The following is a 21,261-nucleotide window of genomic DNA, read 5'->3' as shown; positions in this document are numbered from 1 at the left end:
GCAAGGCTTGCTCCATAAATGTAAACAAGTCCGGCATTCTCACAGCACCGCTCTCCATAATCCGGAACATGCACAGCATCTTCCATCTCGCCTTCCACGTCCGAGATCTCGACGCGGCGCGCCGTTTCTATGGCGACGTCCTGGGCTGCGCCGAAGGCCGCAGCACCGACACCTGGGTCGATTTCGACTTCTTCGGCCACCAGATCTCGTTGCACCTCGGCGAGCCCTTCGCCACCACGCGCACCGGCCAGGTGGGCAGCGCGCTGGTGCCCATGCCGCATTTCGGTGTCGTGCTCGAACTGCCCGACTGGCAGGCGCTGGCCGCGCGGCTCGAGGCAGCGGCCACCGAGTTCGTGCTGCGGCCGCAGGTGCGCTTCGAGGGCGAGCCCGGAGAGCAATGGACCATGTTCTTCCTCGATCCGTTCGGCAATCCGATCGAGGCCAAGGGCTTCCGGTCGCTCGCCTCGCTTTACGACAAATGAGCCTGCTGCGCCGCGCCACCTCGCGAGCCGGTGCGGTCGCGGCCGCAATCGCCCTGGCGTTGCTTTGTTGGGGCGGCGCGGCGCATGCCGCCGTGCTCGACTGTGAGCTCAACGGCCGCAGCGTGAACCCGTCGGACGGCGGCAGCACGGCGGGCAAGACCGGCCTCATGCGCTGCAAGCACCGCGACAGCGGCGAACTCCAGCGCGAGCAGCAACTGCAGAACGGCGTCTTCATGGGCCTGGTGCGCTTCTACGAGAAGGGCAAGCTCGCGCGGGAGCACATCCTCAACGCCGCGGGCAACATCCACGGCCTGGCGCGTGAGTTCGCGCCCAACGGGCAGGTGTTGCGCGAAGCGGTCTACGACGACGGCCAGGAGCGCGGGCTGGTGCGCAGCTTCCATCCAGGAGGCCAACTGCGCCGCGCCACCTTCTATCCGACCATCGGCACCGACCGGGCTTTCGCCGAATTCACCGAGCGCGGGCAGTTGTCGGCGCTGCGCTGCGGCGAAACCCCGATGCTCGCGCCGGCCGTGGACGACGCCAAGCTCTGCGGCTTTATCGGCGGGCCGTCGCAGGTCGAGCTCTTCGATGCGCGCGGGGTGCTGCGCTCGCGGCTGTCGTTTGCCATGGGCAAGCGGGTGCGTTCACAGAGCTTCTACGACAACGGCAAGCCCGCAGTGCTGGACGAGACCATCGGCAACCAGCGCATCGAGCGCCAGTTCTCGTCCGAAGGCGTGAAGCGGCGTGAAACCGCCTGGCTGCTGCTCGAGCGGAGCGCGGTCAAGCAGCGCGAGCAGGCGTTCTCCGAGAAAGGCACGCTGATCCGCGACCAGCGCTGGAACAGCGCGGGCGTGCCGATCGGGGACGACAGCTACTACCTCAACGGCCAGCCGCGGGGCCGCTCGGCCTTCAGCGGCAGCGGCGAGGCACGCACCGTCGAGATCACCGAGTTCTACGACACCGGCCAGCGCGCTGCCCAGGGCCGCTTCAAGGCGGCGGTTCGCGGGCGACAGGTGCCGATCGGCACGCACCGCCGCTTCAGCGAAACCGGCGTCCTGCTCGCCGAATCGAGCTTCGATGCCAAGGGCCGCGTGACGCGCGAGCGCAGCTGGGACGAGAACGGCGAGCCGCTTTCCGACGACGAGGTCTTCGAGGACGGCTCGCGCAAGGCCTACGCGCGCTGAAACACGCGCGGCATCTAGTCATCTAGTCCAGCTTGATGCCGGCCTGCTTGATGATCGGCCCCCAGCGCCGCGATTCGGCGCGCGACAGCGCCGCGAACTGCTCGGGCGTGCCGGGCATCGCCTCCATGCCGAAATCGTCGAAGCGCTTCTGCACCTGGGGCTGGCTGAAGGCGCGGTTGAGCTCGCTGTTGAGTCTGGCCACCACCGCTGCAGGCATGCCGGCCGGCCCGAGCACGCCCTGGAAGGCGAACACCTCCGAATTGGAGACACCCACCTCGGCCAGCGTCGGCACCTCGGGCAGCTGCTTGCTGCGCGCGCCCGAACCGATCGCCATCACGCGCACCTTGTTGCCCTTCATGATCGGCAGGCCCGAGGCCAGGTCGAGGAACATGCACGGCACCTGGCCGCCCATCACGTCGGCCATGGCCGGCGCGGCGCCGCGGTAGGGAATGTGGGTGATGAAGGTGCCGGTGCGCACCTTGAACATTTCCATCGCCAGGTGGTGCGGCGAGCCGTTGCCGGGCGACGCGTAGTTGACCTTGCCCGGATTGGCCTTCACGTAGGCAAGGAACTCCTTGAAGTTCTTGGCCGGAAAGTCCGGGTGCACCACCAGCGCGAGCGGAAACTTGCCGATCGCGCCGATGTAGCTGAAGTCCTTCTCCGGGCTGAACGGCAGCTTGCCGAACAGGTGCTCGTTGAACGCCAGCACGGCGTTGTCGGCCGACAGCACGGTGTAGCCGTCGGGCTTGCTCTTGGCGACCAGGTCGGCGCCGATGTTGGTCGATGCGCCGGGCCGGTTGTCGACCACGATCTGCTGGCCCAGCGCCGGGCGCATGGCCTCGGCGAGCGAGCGCGCGATCACGTCGGTGCCGCCGCCCGCCGGGTAGGGAACGACCCAGCGGATCAGTTGCGAGGGATAGTCCTGCGCGCGGGCGAGCGGCGCGGCGGCCACGGCGGCGCCCGAGGCGAGCGTGGCAAGAAGGGTACGGCGGTCCATGAAGGTCATCTCCAGGTTTGTTATTTATTCGGGCGCGGACAGCGATGGTACGGGCAGTGCATGCAATGCGTCGGCCAGCGCGGTGCGGCAGCGCGCCTCGTCGCCGACCTGCTCGAACAGCAGCAGCGCCAGCCGCGCCAAAAACAGCGATTCGCGCTCGGGGCCCGCCTCGCTGATCGCGCGCGCGCACTCGGCATAGAGCCGGTCGCGGGCCTCGGGCGGCAGTGATGCGGGGATGGGCGTCGTCGTCGTGGTCATGCGGTGGTTTCCTTCGAAAGAGCGGCAGCGGCGCGTGCGAGCGCCTGCGCCAGCGCGCCGGCCGGCAGGCGAGGCCAGCGCGCGGCCACATGGCCGTCGGGGCGCAGCAGGTAGACGGCGCCGCCGCCAGCGCCGAGCGCCTCGAACACGGCCGGGCCCGCCTGCGCATCGGCGCCCTCGACGGCCATTCCGCCGATGGTGCGAACCACGAACGGCCAGGCGCCTTGGCGGCTCGCCTGCGCGAGCTCGTTCGCCGGCGGCGCATCCGCTGCGCCGTCGGGCCGCAGCACGAGCAGCGTGAAAGCCGGGCCGATCCAGTCGGTCAGGTGGCCCTGGGCGAGCGGCTGTTCGGGCATCACCTCGCCGGCAAGCGGCCCTGCCGGCAGCGCATCGCCCTCGCTCGACAGCGGCGAATCGGCATAGCGCACCGCCTGCGTCTGGCGCGGATTGATCAGCTGCGCAATGCCGCGATGCCGCTGCGACAGCGACAGCGCCGCCTCGCGCAGCAGGTCGAAGCCGCGCGACGGCGGCGACATGAACTCGGTGCTGCGCATCGCGTTTTCGGCATTCACGTGGAAGGCGCCGATGCGCTCTTGCGAGTACGAATCCATCAGCGCGGCATCCGACCATCCGCGCGCCACGAAGGCCAGCTTCCAGGCCAGGTTGTCCGCATCGTCGAAACCCGAGTTGAGGCCGCGCACACCGAAGATCGGCATCGCATGCGCCGCATTGCCGGCGAACAGCACGCGGCCGTGGCGGTAGTTCGCCAGCGTCATCGCACCGGCGCGGTAGACCGAGGTCCAGACCGTCTTCCACGGCAGGTGGCCTTCGCCGATCGCGTCGAGGTGGCGCTGCACGAACGTGGCCACCGCCGCCGGCTCGAGCGCCTCCTCGGTGCTCTGCCCCGCGCGGAGCTGGTAGTCGATGCGCCAGATGTCGTCGGGCTGGCGGTGCATCAGCACGGTCGAGCCCGGATTCCACGGCGGGTCGAACCACGCGCGGCGCTCGGTCGGGTGCGTGCTGTGCAGTTCGATGTCGATGATGACGTAGCGCCCCTCGTAGGCCGTGCCCTCCAGCGCGAGCCCCAGCGCCTTGCGCACGAAGCTCTGGCCGCCGTCGCAGGCCGCGAGCCATTGCGCCTGCAGCCGGTAGCTGCCTTCGGGATGGCGCACGTCGAGCAGCACGCCTTCGGCGTCCTCGGCCAGTCCGGTCAGCTCGGTGGCCCAGCGCAGGTCGATGAGGCCCGGCGTCGCCGCGTTGCGGCGCTCGATCTCGTCCAGCAGGTACTGCTCGATGTAGTACTGCTCGAGATTGATCATCGGCGGCAGCTTCTGCCGCTCGTCATGCGGCATCTCGAAGCGGAACACTTCCTCGGTCTTGTAGAAGCTGCGCCCGCCGGTCCATGCCAGCCCCTTGGCCAGGAAGGCCGGCAGCACGCCGAGCCGTTCCATGATCTCCAGGCTGCGGCGCGAGATGCAGGCAGCGCGGCTGCCCACGCAGACCGTGTCGTCGGCCTCGAGGATCACGCTGCGCACGCCGTGGTTGGCGAGCCCCAGCGCGAGCGCCATGCCGACCGGCCCGCCGCCCGCGATCACCACGGGATGGCGGCCCGGCTCGATGCCTTCGGGGTCGAGCGCCGGCCATCGCGCGGCATGGCGCGTGTAGTGAAAGGCGCCGACCGAGGCCGGCAGTTCGGAAGGATTCGTCATGCAGCGGGATTGTCCCGATGGCTGGCGACGCCCGTTGTCGTAACTTCGTATGAAGTGAATACCCTTGGACTTCAGAACGCCGGATGAAGCGCTGGCGCATCCACCCCACCGCCGACGAGCCGCTGTCGGCCGCCATCGTCGGCGACGTGCTCGCGGGCATCGGCACGCCGCACCTCGCGGCAAGCTGCCTTGCGGCCATGCACCGCGTGATGCCGGTGACCTTCTGCACCGTGTTCGCGGTCGACGTGGCCGGCCGCATCGAGGCGGTCTCGGCCGCGAGCAGCTACGGCACCACGGCCGAACGCACCGCCGAGCGCTACGTGGCGCAGCGCTTCGACCAGCTCGATGCCAACATGGCCTGGCTCGCGACGCGCAAGCTGCCGAAGCAGCGGGCGCAGCTCTGGCTCGGCCACCAGCATGCCGACGAAGTGGCCGACCCGGCCTACCGCGCGGCCTGCTACGGCGACGTGGGCATCCGTGAACGCGCCTCGGTGCTGCTGCTCACGCCGGCGGGCCAGCGCGTGGCAGTGAGCTTCTACCGCAGCCTCGCGCAGGCCGAATTCGGTGAGAGAGATTTTTTGGCCATCGCCCGCCACGCCACGCTGCTGGCCGACGCCACCGTGGCCCATGGCCGCAGCACGGTGGCCGCGCGCGAGGCGGTGGCGCCCGGCTTCACCGCGAGGCTGCTGGGCTTGAGCCTGCGCGAGCGCGAGGTCATCGGCCAGCTGATGGCCGGCCACACGGCCAAGGAGGCCGCACGCGCGCTCGGCGTCGAGCTCACGACCGTTCGAACGCACCAGTACCGCGCGTTTCGGCGCCTCGGCATCCGCTCGCAAAAAGAGCTGCTGCTGCGCGCCGGGGAGGCGCGCCCGTAGCGCGCGAGCCTCTCTCTGTTACTTGGCCCCGTCGAGGCGCTTCTGCATGCGTGCCGAGCGCTCGGCCGACGGCGGATGCGAGCTCATCAGCGAACTGCCGGAGGCGCCGCTGCTCAGCTTGGCGAGCTTGTCGAAAGCGGTGACCAGGCCCTTGCGCTCGAGCTTGCGCTCGGTGAGCAGGTCGAAGGAGTAGTTGTCGGCTGCGCTTTCGTTCGCCTGTGAGAACTGGGCGTTGACGAACTTCTCGCCCAGCTCGCCCGCCTGCGACTGCGACAGCTGCGCCGCCACGCCGCCCGCAGCACCGGCCAGCCCGCGCAGCGCGGAGGCGGCGTAGGCGGTCTGCATGCGCGACTTCGAATGGCCGAGCGCCACATGGCCGATCTCGTGGCCGATCACGCCGCGCAGTTCGTCGTCGTTCATCAGGTCCATGAGGCCGCTGTACACGCGGATGCAGCCGTTGGCCATGGCCCAGGCATTCACGTCCTTGGTCATGTAGACCTTGTAGTTCGCGGCCTTGCCGTTGACCGTGTTCGGCATCTGCTTGACGACCTGCGCCAGGCGCGTGGCGTAGCGGCTGCCGGCCGGCGCGATCTGGTTCTTCTGGTCCATGGCGGCGCACGACTGGTCGGACATGGTGGTGATCTCGCCGTCGGTCAGCGACATGGCCTTGAAGGCCGAGCCGCCGGCCTGGGCCAGCGCGCCGGTGTCGACTTTCTGGAGGGTTTCGCAGCCGACCAGGGCGGTGGCGGCAATGACAGCGGCAGCAAGTGGCAAATAACGCATCGGAAACAACTCCTCTTTTTTCTCAGTTGTGGATGGGGCGCGGATTCGCCCCGGTTGCACCGCTGGGGCCGATGGCCCTGGCGGCATCGGAATCAATCTTCGGCCAGGTCCGCGGCTGGGCGGTCCACGAGCGACACCGGCGCCTCCTTCGGCCGCCCGTTCATCGACACGATTTCCTGGTCGATCGCACCGAACAGCGAACGGCCGTCGAGGCCCTTCATCTCGATACGGATGGTGTCGCCGAACTTCATGAATTCGGTCGCTGGCGCGCCGTCCTGGATCGTCTCGATGCAGCGCTTCTCGGCAATGCACGAATAGCCCTTGGGCCACTCCATGCGGCCGTTCTTCTCGACGCCCTTGTTGCTCACGGTGCCGCTGCCGACGATGCTGCCGGCGCGCACGTTGCGCGTCTTGGCGACGTGGGCGATGAGCTGACCGAAATGGAAGGTCATCTCGGTACCGGCATCGCAGAGGCCGACCTTGCGACCGTTCCAGCTGCTCTGCAGCTGCAGGTGCACGCGGCCGTCCTGCCAGGCTTCGCCGAGCTCGTCGAGCGTCACGGCCACGGGGCTGAAGGCGGTGGCCGGCTTGCTCTGGAAGAAGCCGAAACCCTTGGCCAGCTCGGCCGGGACCAGGTTGCGCAGGCTGACGTCGTTGGCCAGCATCACGAGCCGGATGCCGTCGAGCGCCTGCTCGGGCGTGGCGCCCATCCGCACGTCGCCGGTGACCACCGCGATCTCGGCCTCGAAGTCGATGCCCATGGCCTCGCTCGGCACCACCACGTCGTCGGTGGGGCCGAGAAAGTCGTCGCTCGCGCCCTGGTACATCAGCGGGTCTTGGTAGAAGCTTTCGGGCACCTCGGCGTTGCGCGCCTTGCGCACCAATTCGACGTGGTTCAGGTAGGCCGAGCCGTCGGCCCACTGGTAGGCGCGCGGCAGCGGCGCCATGCACATCGCGGGGTCGAACGGAAAGGAATGGCGTGCGCGGCCGGTGTTGACCGCGTCGTACAGGTCCTGCAGCTGCGGGCTCATGAAGCCCCAGTCGTCCAGCACCTGCTGCAGCCGGCTGGCGATGCCCGTGGCGTAGTGGGCGAGCGTGAGGTCGCGCGAGACGACGACGAGCTGGCCGTCGCGCGAGCCGTCCTTCAGGGTGGCGAGTTTCATGATGGCAATGCGTGGGCAGGGGCCCGGCAGCGGCGCCGCGCCCCCACTAAACTGGGTGATTGGCCGGCAGTGTACCGAGGTGTTCCGGGTGAACCTCCGCGCCGCACGGCCACTCCACACCCCATGCCGACGCTCGCCGCCGCCTCCCTGCCGCCGCCCGCCGCGCCGCCGCCGGCGCGGCCGTCCTGGCGCGCGCTCGCCGGGCTGACGCTGGCGGTGGCGCTGGCGCACCTGCTGCTGCTCGGGCTCGCGCCCACGGCCATGGGGCCCGATCCGTCGCCGCTCGCGAGCCGGTTCAGCACGCGGACCATCGTCATCGCGCCGCCAGCCCCGCCCCCGGCACCGCCTGCGGCCGCGGCGCCTGCCGAGGCCCGGCCGGCACCGCCAACCAAACCGAGGCGGCCGCGCGAGGCGAGTCCGCTGCGGCCACGGCCGGCCGTTGCACCTGCGCCCGCGCCGGCACCCCGGGTTTCGGCGCCGCCGCCGCCCGAGGCGCCGGCGCCCGCGGTAGAGGCCGCGATCGACCCCGGCGCCACCCCCGCCGAACAAGCCGCCAGTGCACCAAGCGGCGCGGCCACCGCCGCCGCAGCCGGCGCCGGCAACGCCGCGCCCAACGGCGACGGTGCCGGTGCGGCCGGCGCCAACCAGGGTCAGGTCGTCGGCTCCGAATCGCTGCGCATCCCGGGCTCGGTGAAGCTGGCCTTCGCCGTCACCGGGCAACAGGGCACCTCGCCGATGCAGGGCGTCTTCGGCGACCTGGTCTGGCTGCAGGACGGCAGCAGCTACGACGCACGCCTGTCGCTCAAATTCCTGTTCCGCACCATCCGCAGCCAGCACAGCACCGGCCACATCGGCCCGACCGGCATCGAGCCGGCGCAGTTCTCCGAAAGCCGCAAGGGCGAGGTGGCCTCGCACTTCCTGCGCGACCAGGGCCAGGTGATGTTCAGCAACAACGCGCCGCCGGTGCCGCTCCAGCCCGGCGCGCAAGACCGGCTCAGCGTGGTGATGCAGCTCGGCGGCATGTTGGCGGGCGATCCGGGGCGCTACCCGCCCGGCAGCCGCATCGCGGTCCAGACCGTCGGCCCGCGCGACGCCGGTGTCTGGGTCTTCGTCGTCGAAGGGGAGGAACAGATGAGCGTTCCGGCCGGCAGCTATGCGGTGCGCAAGCTCACGCGCAGCCCGCGACGCGAAGGCGACGACAAGATCGAGATCTGGCTCGCGCCGGCGCTCGGCTACCTGCCGGTACGGATGAAACAGACACAACCCGACGGCGACTTTGCCGACATGCAGTTGCGCGAATCCCTTCCCGCCGGGCCTGCTAACTGACGCGAAGGTGAAGACATCAAACCACAGGAAGCATAGGAATTAATGCGTTTTCGCTACTTCGCGGACAACCCGCCTTGAAACTGGCGCGTTGATTGCTATGTACACCCAATGAACGCCATCGACATCCTCACAGGCCCGGCAATGAACATGCTCTACGACTCGGAGTCCTTCGTCGTCGTGCACGTGCAGCCGAACGACAGCGACACCCCGGCGCTTGCGAATGTGCCGGTGCTCGAACGCCACGGCTTCGAGATCGTGGACAAGCGCTCCGGCAAGGAGGTCTACCTCGACGGTTCCTGGGCCGAGCTGTTCCAGCAGCAGATCGCCGCGTGGCAGCTCAACACCCCCACCCAGGAAGAGGTCGAGGACACGCTCGAGGGCTACGCCGAACTGGCGCACACGCCGGTGCTCGTCCACTGAGACCGTCCGCCTGCGGCCACCGAGAAAAGCGCCCGATCGGGCGCTTTTTCGTTGGCGCCGCCGCCGGTCACTTGCGCAGGTAGATCCAGCGGTACATCGGCCCCACGAGCAGCAGCACCGCGACCAGCCGGCAGACCTGGAACGCCGTGACCACGGGCACGCCGAGCTGCAGCACCTTGGCGGTGATCGACATCTCGGCGATGCCGCCCGGCGAGGTGCTGAGGATCATGGTGGCCGGATGCAGCCCCGTGGCCCAGGCCAGCAGCCAAGCCGCCCCGGCGCAGAGCCCCAGCATCGCGACCGTGCCCAGCGCCACCGCGCCGAGCCAGCGCGGCGCCGTGTAGAGAAATTCGCGGCTGAAGCGCACGCCCAGGCTCACCGCAATGACGAGTTGTGCGGTGTTCGACAGCCACGTCGGCACCGCCGACAGCGACAGGCCCGCCACGGTCAGCCCCATCGCCACCAGCAGCGCACCCATGAACCATGGATTGGTGCGGCCCAGCGCACGCATCGCGAGCCCGCCGATGCCGGTGGCAACCGCCAGCAGGGCGAGCCCGCCGGCATTCACCTCGCGCAGGGCGGCCAGGTTGGTCTCGAGCCCGTGCAGCCCGCTCCATTGCATCGCGAACGGAATGGCGATGGTCACCACCACCAGCCGCAGGCTGTGCGCAGCGGCCACGAGGTCGGTGCGCGCCCCGGCCGATTCGGACAGCAGCGTCATCTCCGATGCGCCGCCGATCGCACCCGCGAAGTAAGTGGTGGCTCTCATCGATTTCGGCGGCACATGCGGCATCCGCTTGGCTTGCAGGGCATGCAACCAGTGGCCGAAGCCCCAGCCGAGCAGCAGGGCCCAGGCGATCGCGAGCGCAATGGCCCACCAGATGCCTGCCACCAGCGCCACCACCTGCGGCGTGAAATAAAGCCCGAGCACCGTGCCGATGGTCCACTGGCCCGCGTTGCGCAGCGGCGTGAAGCTCGCGGTCGGCGCGCCGGCGATGGAGGCCACCGACACCGCGAGCAGCGGACCGATCATCCAGGGCAGGGGCGTGTGCAGCGCCAGGCAGACCTCCGCCGCGGCGAGTGCAAGCAACAGCGTGGCCAGCACGCGAACCAGAAAGCGGAAAGACGGCACGGGAAAAAAGCGGAAATGGACGGCACGGCGTGCACATGCCAACGCATAGTATGGCGCGATGCAACGCCTCCCTTCCCCTGCGCGGGCTTCCCGCATCCTCGGACTCCTGCTTGCCGCCGTGGCGCTTTCCGCCTGCACGACGGGCCTGCAGCACAAGCCCGATGCCCCCATCGCGCAGCGCGCCGCCGCGCTGCTGCCGGCCGACGTGCTGATCCTCGGCGAGCAGCACGACGCGCCTGCGCACCATGCGATCGAGCGCGAGACCGTCGAGGCGCTGGCCGGCCAGGGCCGGCTGGCGGCGCTGGTGCTCGAGATGGCCGAGGAAGGCACCGGCGCCGTCTCGCTCGGCCCGAAGGCCACCGAGGCGCAGGTGCGGGCTTCGCTCGCCTGGAACGACAAGGCCTGGCCCTGGGCGCACTACGGGCCGACCGTGATGGCGGCGGTGCGCGCCAGCGTGCCCGTGATCGGCGGCAACCTGCCGCGTGCGCGCATGAAGAACGCCATGGCCGACGTCTCCCTCGACGCGCAGCTCGCCGGCGAGGCCTACCGGGCGCAGCAGGACGCGGTGCGCGAAGGCCACTGCGGGCTGCTGCCCGAATCACAGATCGGCCCCATGACGCGCATCCAGGTGGGCCGCGACCGCGCGATGGCCCAGGCGGTCGTCAAGGCACGCCAGCCCGGCAAGACGGTGTTGCTGATCGCCGGTGCCGGCCATGCCACCAAGGCGCTCGGCGTGCCGCAGCACCTGCCGACGGACGTGACGGTCAAGGCCGCCCGGCTCCAGGCCGGCGAGTCGCCCGACCCCAACCAAGCGGCCCGGACCCGGTCGGAATACGACGCCGTCTGGTTGACGCCCCCGCTGCCGCCGAAGGACTACTGCGCCGCGCTGCGCGGCCGGCCGTAGCGCAGCGGCCGTCGCCTCAGGCCGACTTCCTGATCGAATCGGCCAGCGTGTTGACCAACGTGTCGATGTGCTGCTTCTCGACGATGTACGGCGGCGCGATCACCAGCACGTCGCCTGCGGGCCGCACCAGCGCCCCGTTGCGGAAGCAGTCCAGGAAGATGTCGTAGGCGCGCTTGCCCGGCGCGCCCGCGATCGGCGCGAGCTCCACCGCCGCGGCGAGGCCGAGGCTGCGGATGCCGATCACGTTGGGCAGGCCCTTGAAGGCGCTGTGGAACGCATCGCCGAGCACCGTGCCCATCTCGCCGGCGCGTGCGAACAGCTTTTCCTCTTCGAACAGCTCGAGCGTCGCGATGGCCGCGGCGCAGGCTACCGGATGGCCCGAATAGGTGTAGCCGTGAAAGAACTCGACCACGTGCTCGGGCGCGTCGGTCTTCATCATCGCGTCGTAGAGCTTGTCGCGGCAGACCACGCCGCCGAGCGGGATCACGCCGTTGGTCACGCACTTGGCGAAGTTCAGCATGTCGGGCACCACGCCGAAGTAGTCGGACGCGAAGTTGGTGCCCATGCGGCCGAAGCCGGTGATGACCTCGTCGAAGATCAACAGGATGCCGTGCTTGTCGCAGATCTCGCGCAGCCGCTTAAGGTAGCCCTTGGGCGGCAGGTACCAGCCCGCCGAACCGGCCACCGGCTCGACGATGATCGCGGCCACGTTGCTCGGGTCGTGCAGCGGCAGGATGCGCGTCTCCAACTCGATCAGCGGGTCTTCCGCCCACACCGGCTCCTCGTTGTGGATGTAGGCATGGTTCACCGGGTCGTGGATGAAGCGCATGTGGTCCACGCGCGGCAGGAAGGCCGAGCCGAACACCTTGCGGTTGCCCGGGATGCCGCCCACCGACATGCCGCCGAAGCCCACGCCGTGGTAGCCGCGCTCGCGGCCGATGAACACGTTGCGGTGGCCCTCGCCGCGCGCGCGGTGGTAGGCCAGCGCCACCTTCATCGAGGTGTCGGCCGCCTCCGAGCCCGAATTGCAGAACAGCACCTTGTTGAGGTCGCCCGGCGCGAGCGAGGCGATCATCTCGGCCGCCTTGAACGCGCGGTCGTTGCTGATCTGGAACGCGGTCGCGTAGTCGAGCGTGTCGAGCTGCTTCTTGATCGCCTCGTTGATCGGCTTCCTGTTGTGGCCAGCGCCCACGCACCACAGTGACGAGATGCCGTCGATCACCTTCTTGCCGTCGTGCGTGGTGAACTCCATGCCGTCGGCCGCGACGAACACCCGCGGCTCCTTCTGGAAGTGGCGGTTGGGCGTGAAGGGCAGCCACTGGTTGCCCATGTTGAAGTCCTGGTAGGCCATGTCTCGCTCCTGCGGTTATATCTGCGGGGAAAATCGCGATTCTGGCACCCCTGCGACAATCACGCCCCTCATGACGACCCCAACGCCCCCCGTGTCCGCCACGCCCGCCTACATCCTGAACCTTTCGTGCCCCGACCGGACGGGCATCGTGCATGCCGTCTCGGGCTTCCTGCTGGAACGCGGCGGCAACATCGAGGAGGCAGCCCAGTACAACGACCACGGCACCGGCCTGTTCTTCATGCGCGTGCGCTTCGCCTGCAGCGAGCATTCGGAGGCGGCGCTGCGCGAGCAGCTCGCGAGCTTCGGTGCGGGCTTCGGCATGAACCTGCAGCTGCATGCCGCGGCCGAGCCCATGAAGACCGTGATCCTGGTCAGCAAGGAAGGCCACTGCCTGAACGACCTGCTGTTCCGCTGGAAGAGCGGCCTGCTCGCGATCGACGTGCGCGCGATCATCTCGAACCACCGCGACTTCTACCAGCTCGCGGCCAGCTACAACGTGCCGTTCCACCACATTCCGGTGACGGCCGCGACCAAGGCGCAGGCCGAGGCGAAGCAGCTGGAAATCATCGAGGCCGAGGGCGCCAAGCTGGTGGTGCTGGCGCGCTACATGCAGATCCTGAGCAACGACCTGTGCAACAGCCTGGCCGGGCGGGCGATCAACATCCACCATTCGTTCCTGCCGAGCTTCAAGGGCGCCAAGCCCTACTACCAGGCGCACGACCGCGGCGTGAAGCTCATCGGCGCCACCGCGCACTACGTCACGGCCGACCTCGACGAGGGCCCGATCATCGAACAGGACGTGGCGCGCGCCGACCACACCGACACCGTCGAAGACCTCACGGCCCGCGGCCGCGACACCGAGAGCCAGGTGCTCGCGCGCGCGGTGATGTGGCACAGCGAGCACCGGGTGCTGCTGAACGGGCACAGGACGGTCGTTTTCCGCTGACGCAGCGCCCGCTTCCGGCCCGCCTCAGTTGCGGTTCGGATTGTTCGGACGGCGGTCATGCCGGTTCGGCACGCCGTCGCCGTCGCGGTCCCAGCCACCGCGGCGGTATTCCCAGCGGCCGTCACGCTGGTCCCAGCGCGGCGCGCGGTAGGCATGGCCCGGACGTGCGCGCACATGGGTTCCGCGCACCCACACATGTCGTCCGCCGCGCCACTCGTAGTGCCCCGGCGACCACACGTAGCCGCGGCGCGGCGGTGGCACGCGCTCATAGCGCGGCGGCGGCGGCGGCACCTGGATGGTGACCACGGGCTGTGCCTGCGCAGTCGTGGGAAGCATCAGCGCCCCGCCCGCGGAAAAGAGCGAAGCGGCGCCGATGGAAAGAGTGATTGCGAGTTTTTTCATGGGGAGCCCTCATGAAGTTGTTGGAACCTTCATGCTGCAGGGCCCATGTGTACCGCCTGTAAGCGTTGCCCGAGATCTTGTGTAGAGGTGTATCGCGAAAACTGGCGCTTCGTTGGCGCTCACTCCTGCAATTCGCGCAGGTCGATCGCCGTGGCCATGGCGGCATGGCCGGCCCTGTTGGGGTGCAGGTGGTCGCCGTTGTCGTAGGCAGGGTTCAGCGCCAGCGGGTTGCCGGGGTCGCGCAGCACGGCATCGAAATCGACCACGCCATCCACATCCTGGCGGCTGCGGATCCATCGATTGACCTCGGCGCGCATGGCCTCCGAACGCTCGGTCCAATAGGGTGTGTTGCCGAACGGCGGCACGGTGCCGATCATCACCTTCACTCCCTTGGCGCGGGCCTGCCTGATCAGTTGCTGCAAGCCTTCGGTGATGCGCTCGGCCGTCGCCACCTCGTGCGCGGGCGTGGGCCGTCCCGGCATGCCGGGAAACACGCTGCGGCCGATGTCGTTGGTGCCGAGCAGCACGATCGCATGCGTCACGCCGGTCTGTCCGAGCGCGTCGCGCGCAAAGCGCGAAAGCCCATTCGGCCCGACCCCATCGACCAAAAGCCGGTTGCCGCCGATGCCGAGGTTCAGCACCGACACCGGCGCCGCGGCCGCAGGGCTGCCGCGCAGCCGCGTGGCCAGCATCTCGGGGTACGAACCGTCGCCCGCCTCTGCGCCACCCGCCGTGATTGAATCGCCGAAGGCCGCCACCACGCGCACGGGCTGCGAGGTCATCACGTCGAGGCCGGTCACGAGGTGATTGAGCGGCAGGGGCGCGACGTCGTCGGGTTTGGCCACCGCCACCGCGTTGCCGCCCACCACCCAGCTCGTGTCAGGCGCCTGCAGGTGGACCGTCGCGAACGGGGCTGCACGGTCGAAGAACACACTGACCGCCACGGCCTGCCCGGCCTCGACCTTCAGCGCCACGCCGTCGCTCCATGCCTCCGCGCCCGGCGCGACGACGGTGCCCGTGCGCCCGCCGAAGCGCAGCATGCGCAGCGACGCCGGCGACACGGCCCCTGCGCCCGTGCCGTGCGCCACGCTGCCCGCCGCGATGTGCAGCGGCGCCTTGCCGAAGCGGTTCGAGAAACGGATGCGAACGCGTTCGCCGGCCAGCGACGATGCAAACTGCTGCCGCAGCGTCTGACCCTGGAAGGCGTCGCCACCGGGGCGCGGCGCGGCGGCCTTGACCAGGGGATTGGCGCTGAGTTCGCGAAAGTCGACCGGCGCCACGGCCCAGGCGGCCACCCAGTGCGCCTCGACGGGCTGCCGCACGCGCGCATCGGGCTGCGCCGCCTGCGCGGCCACTGCGCCGACAAGCAGCAGCACGCCCGCCGCAGCCATCCCATGCCGCATAACGAACTGGCGCAGAGCGGAAGAAAGCCGACGAAGACCCAGTGTCATGTGCGCAAAGCGGTCCAGTTTACGGAGCCGCCGTGACAGCGCGCCTTACAGGGTCTGGTTCATGGTTACCAAGTGTCGACGTAAGGCCGCGGCGCTTCGGCCGAGGTCCGTGCCGACGCCAATCCGCGCACCAGCCATGTGCGCGTTTCGGCGGGGTCGATCACCGCGTCGATCTCGAGCGTCTGCGCCATGTGGATCGCCTCGCCGTTGGCGTACTGCTCGGCCACGAGCTTCTTGAAGAGCGCATCGCGCTCGTCGCCTTCGGGCACCGCCGAAAGCTCCTTGCGGTAGCCGAGCCGCACCGCGCCCTCGAGCCCCATCGCGCCGAACTCTCCGGTCGGCCAGGCCACCGTGAACACCGGCGCGTCGAAGCCGCCGGCCGTCATGGCCTGCGCGCCGAGCCCGTAGCCCTTGCGCAGCACCACCGCGAAGAACGGCACGCGCAGGTGCGAAGCCACCATGAACATGCGGCAGACATGGCGCACCTGCGCCTGGGCCTCGATCTCCGGTCCGACCATGAAGCCCGGTGTGTCGCACAACGAGACGATCGGCAGCCCGTGCGCATTGCACAGCTGCATGAAGCGCGCCGATTTGTCGGCGGCCTCCACGTCGATGGCGCCGCCCAGGTGGTGCGGGTTGTTCGCCATGAGCCCGACCGGCCTCCCTTCGATGCGCGCGAGCGCGGTCACGATGCCCGCGCCGAAGCCCGCGCGCAGTTCGAGCAGCGAGCCGCTGTCGGCCACGCCGCGCATCGCGGCGCGCACGTCGTACACGCGCAGCCGGTTCTCGGGCACCACGTGGCGCAGCCCGCGCGGGTCGGCGCATTGCCAGTCGTCGACCGGCCCCTGGAAGTACGACAGGTACTGCTTCGCGGCCGCCACCGCGGCGGCCTCGTCGTCGACCAGGATGTCGATCACGCCGTTGCGCGACTGCACGCTGCTCGGCCCGATCTGCTCGGGCGCGAAGGTGCCCAGGCCACCGCCCTCGATCATCGCGGGGCCGCTCATGCCGATGTTGCTGGCGCGCGTGGCAATGATCACGTCGGCGCAGCCCAGGAGCGCCGCATTGCCCGCGAAGCACCGCCCGTGCACGATGCCGACCACCGGCACCTTGCCCGAGAGCGCGGCGAACTGGCTGAAGGTGTGGTTGTTCAGGCCCGCGACGATCGGCATGTCGGTGTCGCCCGGCCGTCCGCCCCCGCCTTCGGCGAACAGCACCACGGGCAGGCCGAGCTGGTGCGCCACCGCGAGCAGCCGGTCGGTCTTGTGGTGGTTGCGCATGCCCTGCGTGCCCGCGAGCACCGTGTAGTCGTAGGCCAGCACGGCACAGCGCGAACGCTCGGGGCCGAACTGCCTGGCATTGATGCTGCCGAGGCCCGTGACCATGCCGTCGGCGGGCGTGTTGGCGATCAGGTCCTCGAGCGTGCGGCGGCGGGTCTGCGCCGCCACGGCGAGCGCGCCGTATTCGATGAAGTTGGCCGGATCGTCTGCCGTGTCGCACAGGTCCGCGATGTTCTCGCGCGCGGTGCGCCCGCCCTGCGCATGCCGCTTCGCGACGGCCGCACCGCGGTTCGCGTCGAGCGTGAAAGCATGGCGGTCGATGACCTTCTGCAGGTCGGGCCGAATCGCATCGAGGTCGCGCGCCTCGCCCGCCTCGGCTTCGGCGGCGTGCGCATCGACGGCCTCGAGCCGCACCAGCGACTGGCCCTCGACGAGGTAGTCGCCCGGCTCGGCCAGCAGCGCGACCACGCGGCCCGCCACCGGCGCATGCAGCAGGTGCTCCATCTTCATCGCCTCGAGCACGCCGAGCTGCGCGCCGGCCGGCAGCACGTCGCCCACGGCCACCTCGAACTGCACGAGCTTGGCGGGCATGGGCGCCTTCACGGTCAACCCGTCGTCGGCCGCTTCCGCGGGCGGCGGTGCGCTGGACGAAGGGACCTTCGGCCGCTGCCGGCGCACGTCGTTCTTCTCCAGCGCCGCGGCGGCGGCCAGCAGATCGCCCAGGTGGTCCTCGACGAAACGCGTGTGCACCGCCTGGCTTGCGAACTCGGTCCGTGCCGCGATGGCGCGCAGCAGCGACAGGTTGGTGGCGACGCCGTCGATGTGGCATTCGCCGAGCGCGCGCGATGAGCGGCGCAGCACGTCGGCGAACTGCGCCGAAGGCGAATGCACGATCAGCTTGGCAAGCAGGGTGTCGTAGTGCGGCGATGGCGCAAGGCCCGCATAGCCGTGCGTGTCGACACGCACACCCGGCCCCGCGGGCAGGTCGAAGCGCGCGAGCACGCCGCCCGAGGGACGGGCGTGGCCTTGCGCGTCGAGCGTCTCGGCATTGATGCGCCACTGCACCGCGAAGCCGCGCTGCGGTGCCGTGCGGCCGGACGCCACGCCCAGCGCCTCCAGGCGCTGGCCCGCGGCCACAGCCACCTGCAGCTGCACGAGGTCGAGGCCGGTGACCGCCTCGGTCACCGTGTGCTCGACCTGCAGGCGCGCATTGGCTTCGATGAAGACGAACGGAAGCGTCGGCGAAGCGGCATCGACCAGGAACTCGAAGGTGCCGAGGCCGCGGTAGCCGACGGCCTCGGCCAAGCGCAGCGCGGCCTGCGTGAGCGCGGCGCGCAGCGGCTCGGCGAGCGAGGGACTGGGCGCGATCTCGACGAGCTTCTGGAAGCGCCGCTGCAGCGTGCACTCGCGCTCGCCGAGGCTCGCCACGGCCGCGCCGTCGCCGAGCACCTGCACCTCGATGTGGCGCGCATGGCGCATCAGCCGCTCGACGTACACGCCCTCGACGCCGAAGGCGGCCCTGGCCTCCGACATGCAGCGCGCATGCGCCTCGGGCAGTTCGTCCGCCCGAAGCACCGCGCGCATGCCACGCCCGCCACCGCCGCCGATCGCCTTGATCATCACGCCCTCGGCGCCCTCGGCCTGCTGCTCGGCGAAGAAGGCCTCTGCCTCGGCGAGCGTCACCGCGCCGGTGCTGCCGGGCATCACCGGCACGTCGCACTGCGTGGCCAGCGCGCGCGCCTTCGCCTTGTCGCCGAACAGCGCGAGCTGCGCGGGCGTCGGGCCGATGAAGACGAGCCCAGCCGCTTCACAGGCCTCTGCGAAATCGGCACGCTCGCTGAGGAAGCCGTAGCCGGGATGCACCGCATCGCAGCCTTGCGCCCGCGCGACGGCCACCAGCGCTGCGATGTCGAGGTAGGCCGAGGGCCCGGTGGCATCGAGCGCCACGGCCGCATCGGCGAGCTGTGCATGCAGCGCCTCGGCATCGTCGCGCGCATGTACCGCCACGCTCGCGATGCCGAGATCGCCGAGCGCGCGCACCAGCCGGACCGCGATCTCGCCGCGGTTGGCAATCAGGACTTTGGAGAACACGAAGAAGCCTTTCAGGTCTGGTCTTTGAGCAGGCGCCGCAGCACCTTGCCCGCGCCGGTGGTCGGCAGCGCATCGATGAAGCTCACCGCACGCGGCGCCTTGTAGCTCGCCATGTTCTCGCGCGACCACGCGATCAAAGCACCGGCCTCGAGCGCGGCACCGGGCTTCTTCACGATGAAGGCCTTGACCACCTCGCCCTTCTCGGGGTCGGGCTGCGCGATCACCGCCGCCTGCGCCACTGCGGGATGCTTGATGAGGATGGTCTCGACCTCTTCGGGGAACACGCTGTAGCCCGAGACCTTGATCATTTCCTTGAAGCGCCCGATGAAGGTCAGGTAGCCGTCGGCGTCGATCTTGCCCATGTCGCCCGTGTGGACCCAGCCGTTGCGCAGCGTGGCGGCCGTGGCCTCGGGCTTGTTCCAGTAGCCCTTGAAGGTGCCGGGACTGGTCAGCACGATCTCCCCGACCTCGCCGGTGGGCATGTCGGCGCCGGTGTCGGCATCGGCGATGCGGATCGACACGCCCGGCACCGGAATGCCCTGCGTGCCCCAGCGCGGCGCATGGTGCGGCGTGTAGGTGTCGCAGGTGTGCGTTTCGCTCAGGCCGTAGGCGGCTTCGAACGATGTGCAGTTCGGCGCATGCGTGCGCCACTGCGCGGCGAGCGGCTCGGTGAAGGCGATGCCGAAGCTCGTGACCGGATTGCGCCGGAGGCTCGAGAGATCGAAGCCTGCGATGTCGGGCACCTGCATGCAGGCCACGTTCATCGGCGCGATGCTGTACCACCAGCTCACCCGGTACGCCGCGACCGCCTGCAGCGCGGCGCGCGGGTCGAAGCGGTGCAGCAGCACCGACGCCGCGCCCGTGAGCACCGGCACGTTCACGCCCATCAGCATGCCCGCGATGTGATAGAGCGGTGCGATCGACAGCAGCACGTCCTGGTCCGTCACGCCGTTGCAGTCGGCCGCGGCGCGCGTCTTGAAAAGCGCATTGCCGTAGCTCAGCATCGCGCCCTTCGGCAGCCCCGTGGTGCCCGAGGTGTAGGTCATGAGCGCGACGTCGTCGAGATCGACGACCACGGGCTGCGGCACCGCACCGCTGCGCATCACTGCAAAAAAGTCTTCGCACCCGGCGGGCACGCTGCGCGCGATGCCGCGCTCCGCCGCAAGTTCGGCCGGCAGCGCGGGCGTGGGCTCGGCCGGCAGCAAGTCGGCGTAGTGCACCACGAACACGTGCGCGAGCGCACTGTCGGGCTGCACCTTGCGAACCACCGGCAGCAGCGACGCGGCCGCAACGATCACGCGGGCCTTCAGGTCGCTGACCTGGTAGGCGAGCTCGTGCTCCTTGTTGAGCGGCCCGCTCGGGCAGACGATGGCGCCGATCTTCTGGATGCCGAAGTGCGCGACAAGGTATTGCGGACAGTTGTTAAGAAAGAGCACCACCGGCTCGCCCTTCTTCACGCCGATGGCCTGCAGCCGCGCCGCGAAGGCATCGCTTGCGCGGTCAAGCTCGGCCCAGGTCATGGTGTGGCCGTACCAGATGCAGGCCGCACGCTCGCCGCGCTCGCGCGCATGGGTGTGCAGGTACGCGTGCAGTGGCTGTTGCAGCCGAGGCGGCAGTTCGCTCATCGGGCGTGGCGTGGCCGTTGCTGTTGTCTCCATGGCGTCACTTCCTCAGGGTTATCGATAGCCGCCTGTGCAGGGCAGGCGCTTGCCAATGGTGCATGGTGCACGAACAATCCTACCCATGGGTATAACTTCGGCGACACGGCACAAACCCTCTGCACGCGGCCAGGCCGCTGCGGCGGCAAGGCAGCCCATCATGCGAACCGACCTGCCGCAGGGCACCGGGCGGCAGCGGGCTGCCACGCAGGGCACCGACGTGCAGCGCGAGCGCATCCTGCAGGCTGCGGCAGGGCTCTTCGCCGCGCAGGGCTACGCCAACACCACGATGGCGCAGATCGTGCGCGCACTCGGCGTGACGAAGCCCTTCGTGTACTACTACTTCCGCGACAAGCAGGAGATCTTCGAGGTGCTGTCGTGGCGCCCCACGGTCGACTGCTTCACCGCGCTCGACTTCGCCGCCAACGATCCGCGCCGCGCCAGCGAGAAGGTGCTCGAAGGCATCGAGCGGCTGATCCGCGCAACCGTGGCACACCACCCCTGCGCCTTCTTTCCGTACCGCGAACCGCAGGTGTACCGGCCCGAGTACCTGGCGGCGGCCAAGAAGCTCGCCAACCACTTCTACGAACTGCTCTGCCCGCTGCTCGAGGAAGCGCGGCGCGACGGCGACCTCGATTTCACCGAAACCAAGATCACCGCGCTGGCGGCTTTGAGCCTGCCCGGTTTTCTCTACACCTGGTACCGCCCGAATGGCCGACTCTCGCCCGACGAGGTGACGGCCGAACTCACCCGGCTCGCCACCCGGGTGATCGGCCTTCGCACGCCGGCGCCGCGCTGAAGGCGCGGAGGCCGCCGGCTTTGCCGCGAAGTGTTTTTCTTGACAACCAT

The 21,261-nt window shown here is 69.6% G+C and carries 19 protein-coding genes; 8 read left to right on the top strand and 11 right to left on the bottom strand.

Translation table 11 applies throughout. From position 1 onward, the window contains the following. Positions 1-68: 68 nt before the first annotated feature. Positions 69-482: a VOC family protein gene (locus AC3A6R_RS22030; protein ID WP_487863242.1), complete on the top strand. Its 414-nt coding sequence runs from the start codon at positions 69-71 to the stop codon at positions 480-482. Next, entirely contained in the window at positions 479-1,666 is a 1,188-nt protein-coding gene (locus tag AC3A6R_RS22025) for a toxin-antitoxin system YwqK family antitoxin (protein ID WP_487865584.1), read from the top strand. The genes AC3A6R_RS22030 and AC3A6R_RS22025 overlap by 4 nt, the downstream gene beginning before the upstream one ends. 22 nt (positions 1,667-1,688) lie before the next feature. Here the strand turns inward: AC3A6R_RS22025 and AC3A6R_RS22020 are convergent, their stop codons facing one another. From AC3A6R_RS22020 to AC3A6R_RS22010, 3 genes are read right to left on the bottom strand one after another with little or no spacing between them, the layout of a single operon-like run. After that, positions 1,689-2,663 carry a Bug family tripartite tricarboxylate transporter substrate binding protein gene (locus AC3A6R_RS22020; protein ID WP_487865583.1) on the bottom strand — a complete coding sequence of 325 codons (975 nt, stop codon included), beginning with the start codon at positions 2,661-2,663 and terminating at the stop codon, positions 1,689-1,691. 24 nt (positions 2,664-2,687) lie between these two features. Next, the gene (locus AC3A6R_RS22015; protein ID WP_487865582.1) at positions 2,688-2,921 is read right to left on the bottom strand and encodes a hypothetical protein; all 234 of its coding nucleotides are present in this window, start codon (positions 2,919-2,921) and stop codon (positions 2,688-2,690) included. Then, complete coding sequence (locus AC3A6R_RS22010; protein WP_487865581.1) at positions 2,918-4,630, bottom strand: FAD-dependent monooxygenase; 1,713 nt, start codon at positions 4,628-4,630, stop codon at positions 2,918-2,920. Before AC3A6R_RS22010 ends, AC3A6R_RS22015 begins: the two co-directional genes overlap by 4 nt. Positions 4,631-4,713: 83 nt before the next feature. Between AC3A6R_RS22010 and AC3A6R_RS22005 the strand changes: the two genes are divergently transcribed. Next, positions 4,714-5,505 carry a helix-turn-helix transcriptional regulator gene (locus AC3A6R_RS22005; protein ID WP_487865580.1) on the top strand — a complete coding sequence of 264 codons (792 nt, stop codon included), beginning with the start codon at positions 4,714-4,716 and terminating at the stop codon, positions 5,503-5,505. Between the two features lie 18 nt (positions 5,506-5,523). Here AC3A6R_RS22005 and loiP read toward each other — a convergent pair whose 3' ends face one another. Then, entirely contained in the window at positions 5,524-6,288 is a 765-nt protein-coding gene (loiP, locus tag AC3A6R_RS22000; protein WP_487862543.1) for a metalloprotease LoiP, read from the bottom strand. 92 nt (positions 6,289-6,380) lie between these two features. Then, a complete protein-coding gene (locus AC3A6R_RS21995) occupies positions 6,381-7,451 on the bottom strand; it encodes a fumarylacetoacetate hydrolase family protein (RefSeq protein ID WP_487865579.1) in 1,071 nt (356 codons plus the stop codon). Between the two features lie 123 nt (positions 7,452-7,574). On the opposite strand from AC3A6R_RS21995, the gene AC3A6R_RS21990 reads away from it, so the two are divergent. Further along, positions 7,575-8,777, top strand: a complete 1,203-nt coding sequence (locus AC3A6R_RS21990) for a DUF3108 domain-containing protein (protein WP_487865578.1) — start codon at positions 7,575-7,577, stop codon at positions 8,775-8,777. Positions 8,778-8,918: 141 nt separating this feature from the next. Next, entirely contained in the window at positions 8,919-9,197 is a 279-nt protein-coding gene (locus tag AC3A6R_RS21985; protein WP_487862555.1) for a BTH_I0359 family protein, read from the top strand. A 67-nt stretch (positions 9,198-9,264) separates the two neighbouring features. Here AC3A6R_RS21985 and AC3A6R_RS21980 read toward each other — a convergent pair whose 3' ends face one another. Further along, complete coding sequence (locus AC3A6R_RS21980) at positions 9,265-10,329, bottom strand: AbrB family transcriptional regulator (protein ID WP_487865577.1); 1,065 nt, start codon at positions 10,327-10,329, stop codon at positions 9,265-9,267. A gap of 58 nt (positions 10,330-10,387) precedes the next feature. Between AC3A6R_RS21980 and AC3A6R_RS21975 the strand changes: the two genes are divergently transcribed. Beyond that, complete coding sequence (locus AC3A6R_RS21975) at positions 10,388-11,233, top strand: ChaN family lipoprotein (protein WP_487865576.1); 846 nt, start codon at positions 10,388-10,390, stop codon at positions 11,231-11,233. A 16-nt stretch (positions 11,234-11,249) separates the two neighbouring features. On the opposite strand, the gene aptA is transcribed toward AC3A6R_RS21975, so the two are convergent. Beyond that, positions 11,250-12,584, bottom strand: coding sequence for an omega-aminotransferase AptA (gene aptA / locus AC3A6R_RS21970; RefSeq protein WP_487865575.1), 1,335 nt, complete (start codon positions 12,582-12,584; stop codon positions 11,250-11,252). Positions 12,585-12,654: 70 nt separating this feature from the next. Here aptA and purU point away from each other — a divergent pair, with 70 nt between their 5' ends. Next, positions 12,655-13,530, top strand: coding sequence for a formyltetrahydrofolate deformylase (gene purU / locus AC3A6R_RS21965; protein ID WP_487865574.1), 876 nt, complete (start codon positions 12,655-12,657; stop codon positions 13,528-13,530). Between the two features lie 24 nt (positions 13,531-13,554). On the opposite strand, the gene AC3A6R_RS21960 is transcribed toward purU, so the two are convergent. From AC3A6R_RS21960 to AC3A6R_RS21945, 4 genes are all read right to left on the bottom strand, one after another. After that, positions 13,555-13,932: a YXWGXW repeat-containing protein gene (locus AC3A6R_RS21960; protein ID WP_487865573.1), complete on the bottom strand. Its 378-nt coding sequence runs from the start codon at positions 13,930-13,932 to the stop codon at positions 13,555-13,557. Positions 13,933-14,051: 119 nt separating this feature from the next. Further along, entirely contained in the window at positions 14,052-15,323 is a 1,272-nt protein-coding gene (locus AC3A6R_RS21955) for an SGNH/GDSL hydrolase family protein (RefSeq protein ID WP_487865572.1), read from the bottom strand. Between the two features lie 125 nt (positions 15,324-15,448). Further along, complete coding sequence (locus tag AC3A6R_RS21950) at positions 15,449-18,754, bottom strand: acetyl-CoA carboxylase family protein (protein ID WP_487865571.1); 3,306 nt, start codon at positions 18,752-18,754, stop codon at positions 15,449-15,451. An 11-nt stretch (positions 18,755-18,765) separates the two neighbouring features. Continuing rightward, on the bottom strand, positions 18,766-20,379 hold the full coding sequence (locus tag AC3A6R_RS21945; RefSeq protein WP_487865632.1) for an AMP-binding protein: 1,614 nt from the start codon (positions 20,377-20,379) through the stop codon (positions 18,766-18,768). A 118-nt stretch (positions 20,380-20,497) separates the two neighbouring features. Between AC3A6R_RS21945 and AC3A6R_RS21940 the strand changes: the two genes are divergently transcribed. Next, the gene (locus AC3A6R_RS21940; RefSeq protein WP_487862534.1) at positions 20,498-21,211 is read left to right on the top strand and encodes a TetR/AcrR family transcriptional regulator; all 714 of its coding nucleotides are present in this window, start codon (positions 20,498-20,500) and stop codon (positions 21,209-21,211) included. Positions 21,212-21,261: the final 50 nt, after the last annotated feature.

The sequence above is a fragment of the Variovorax sp. Soil_C_19 genome (assembly GCF_057657255.1).
Note: the sequence above shows the minus strand (reverse complement) of the source record. Positions and strands in the feature narration are given on the sequence as shown.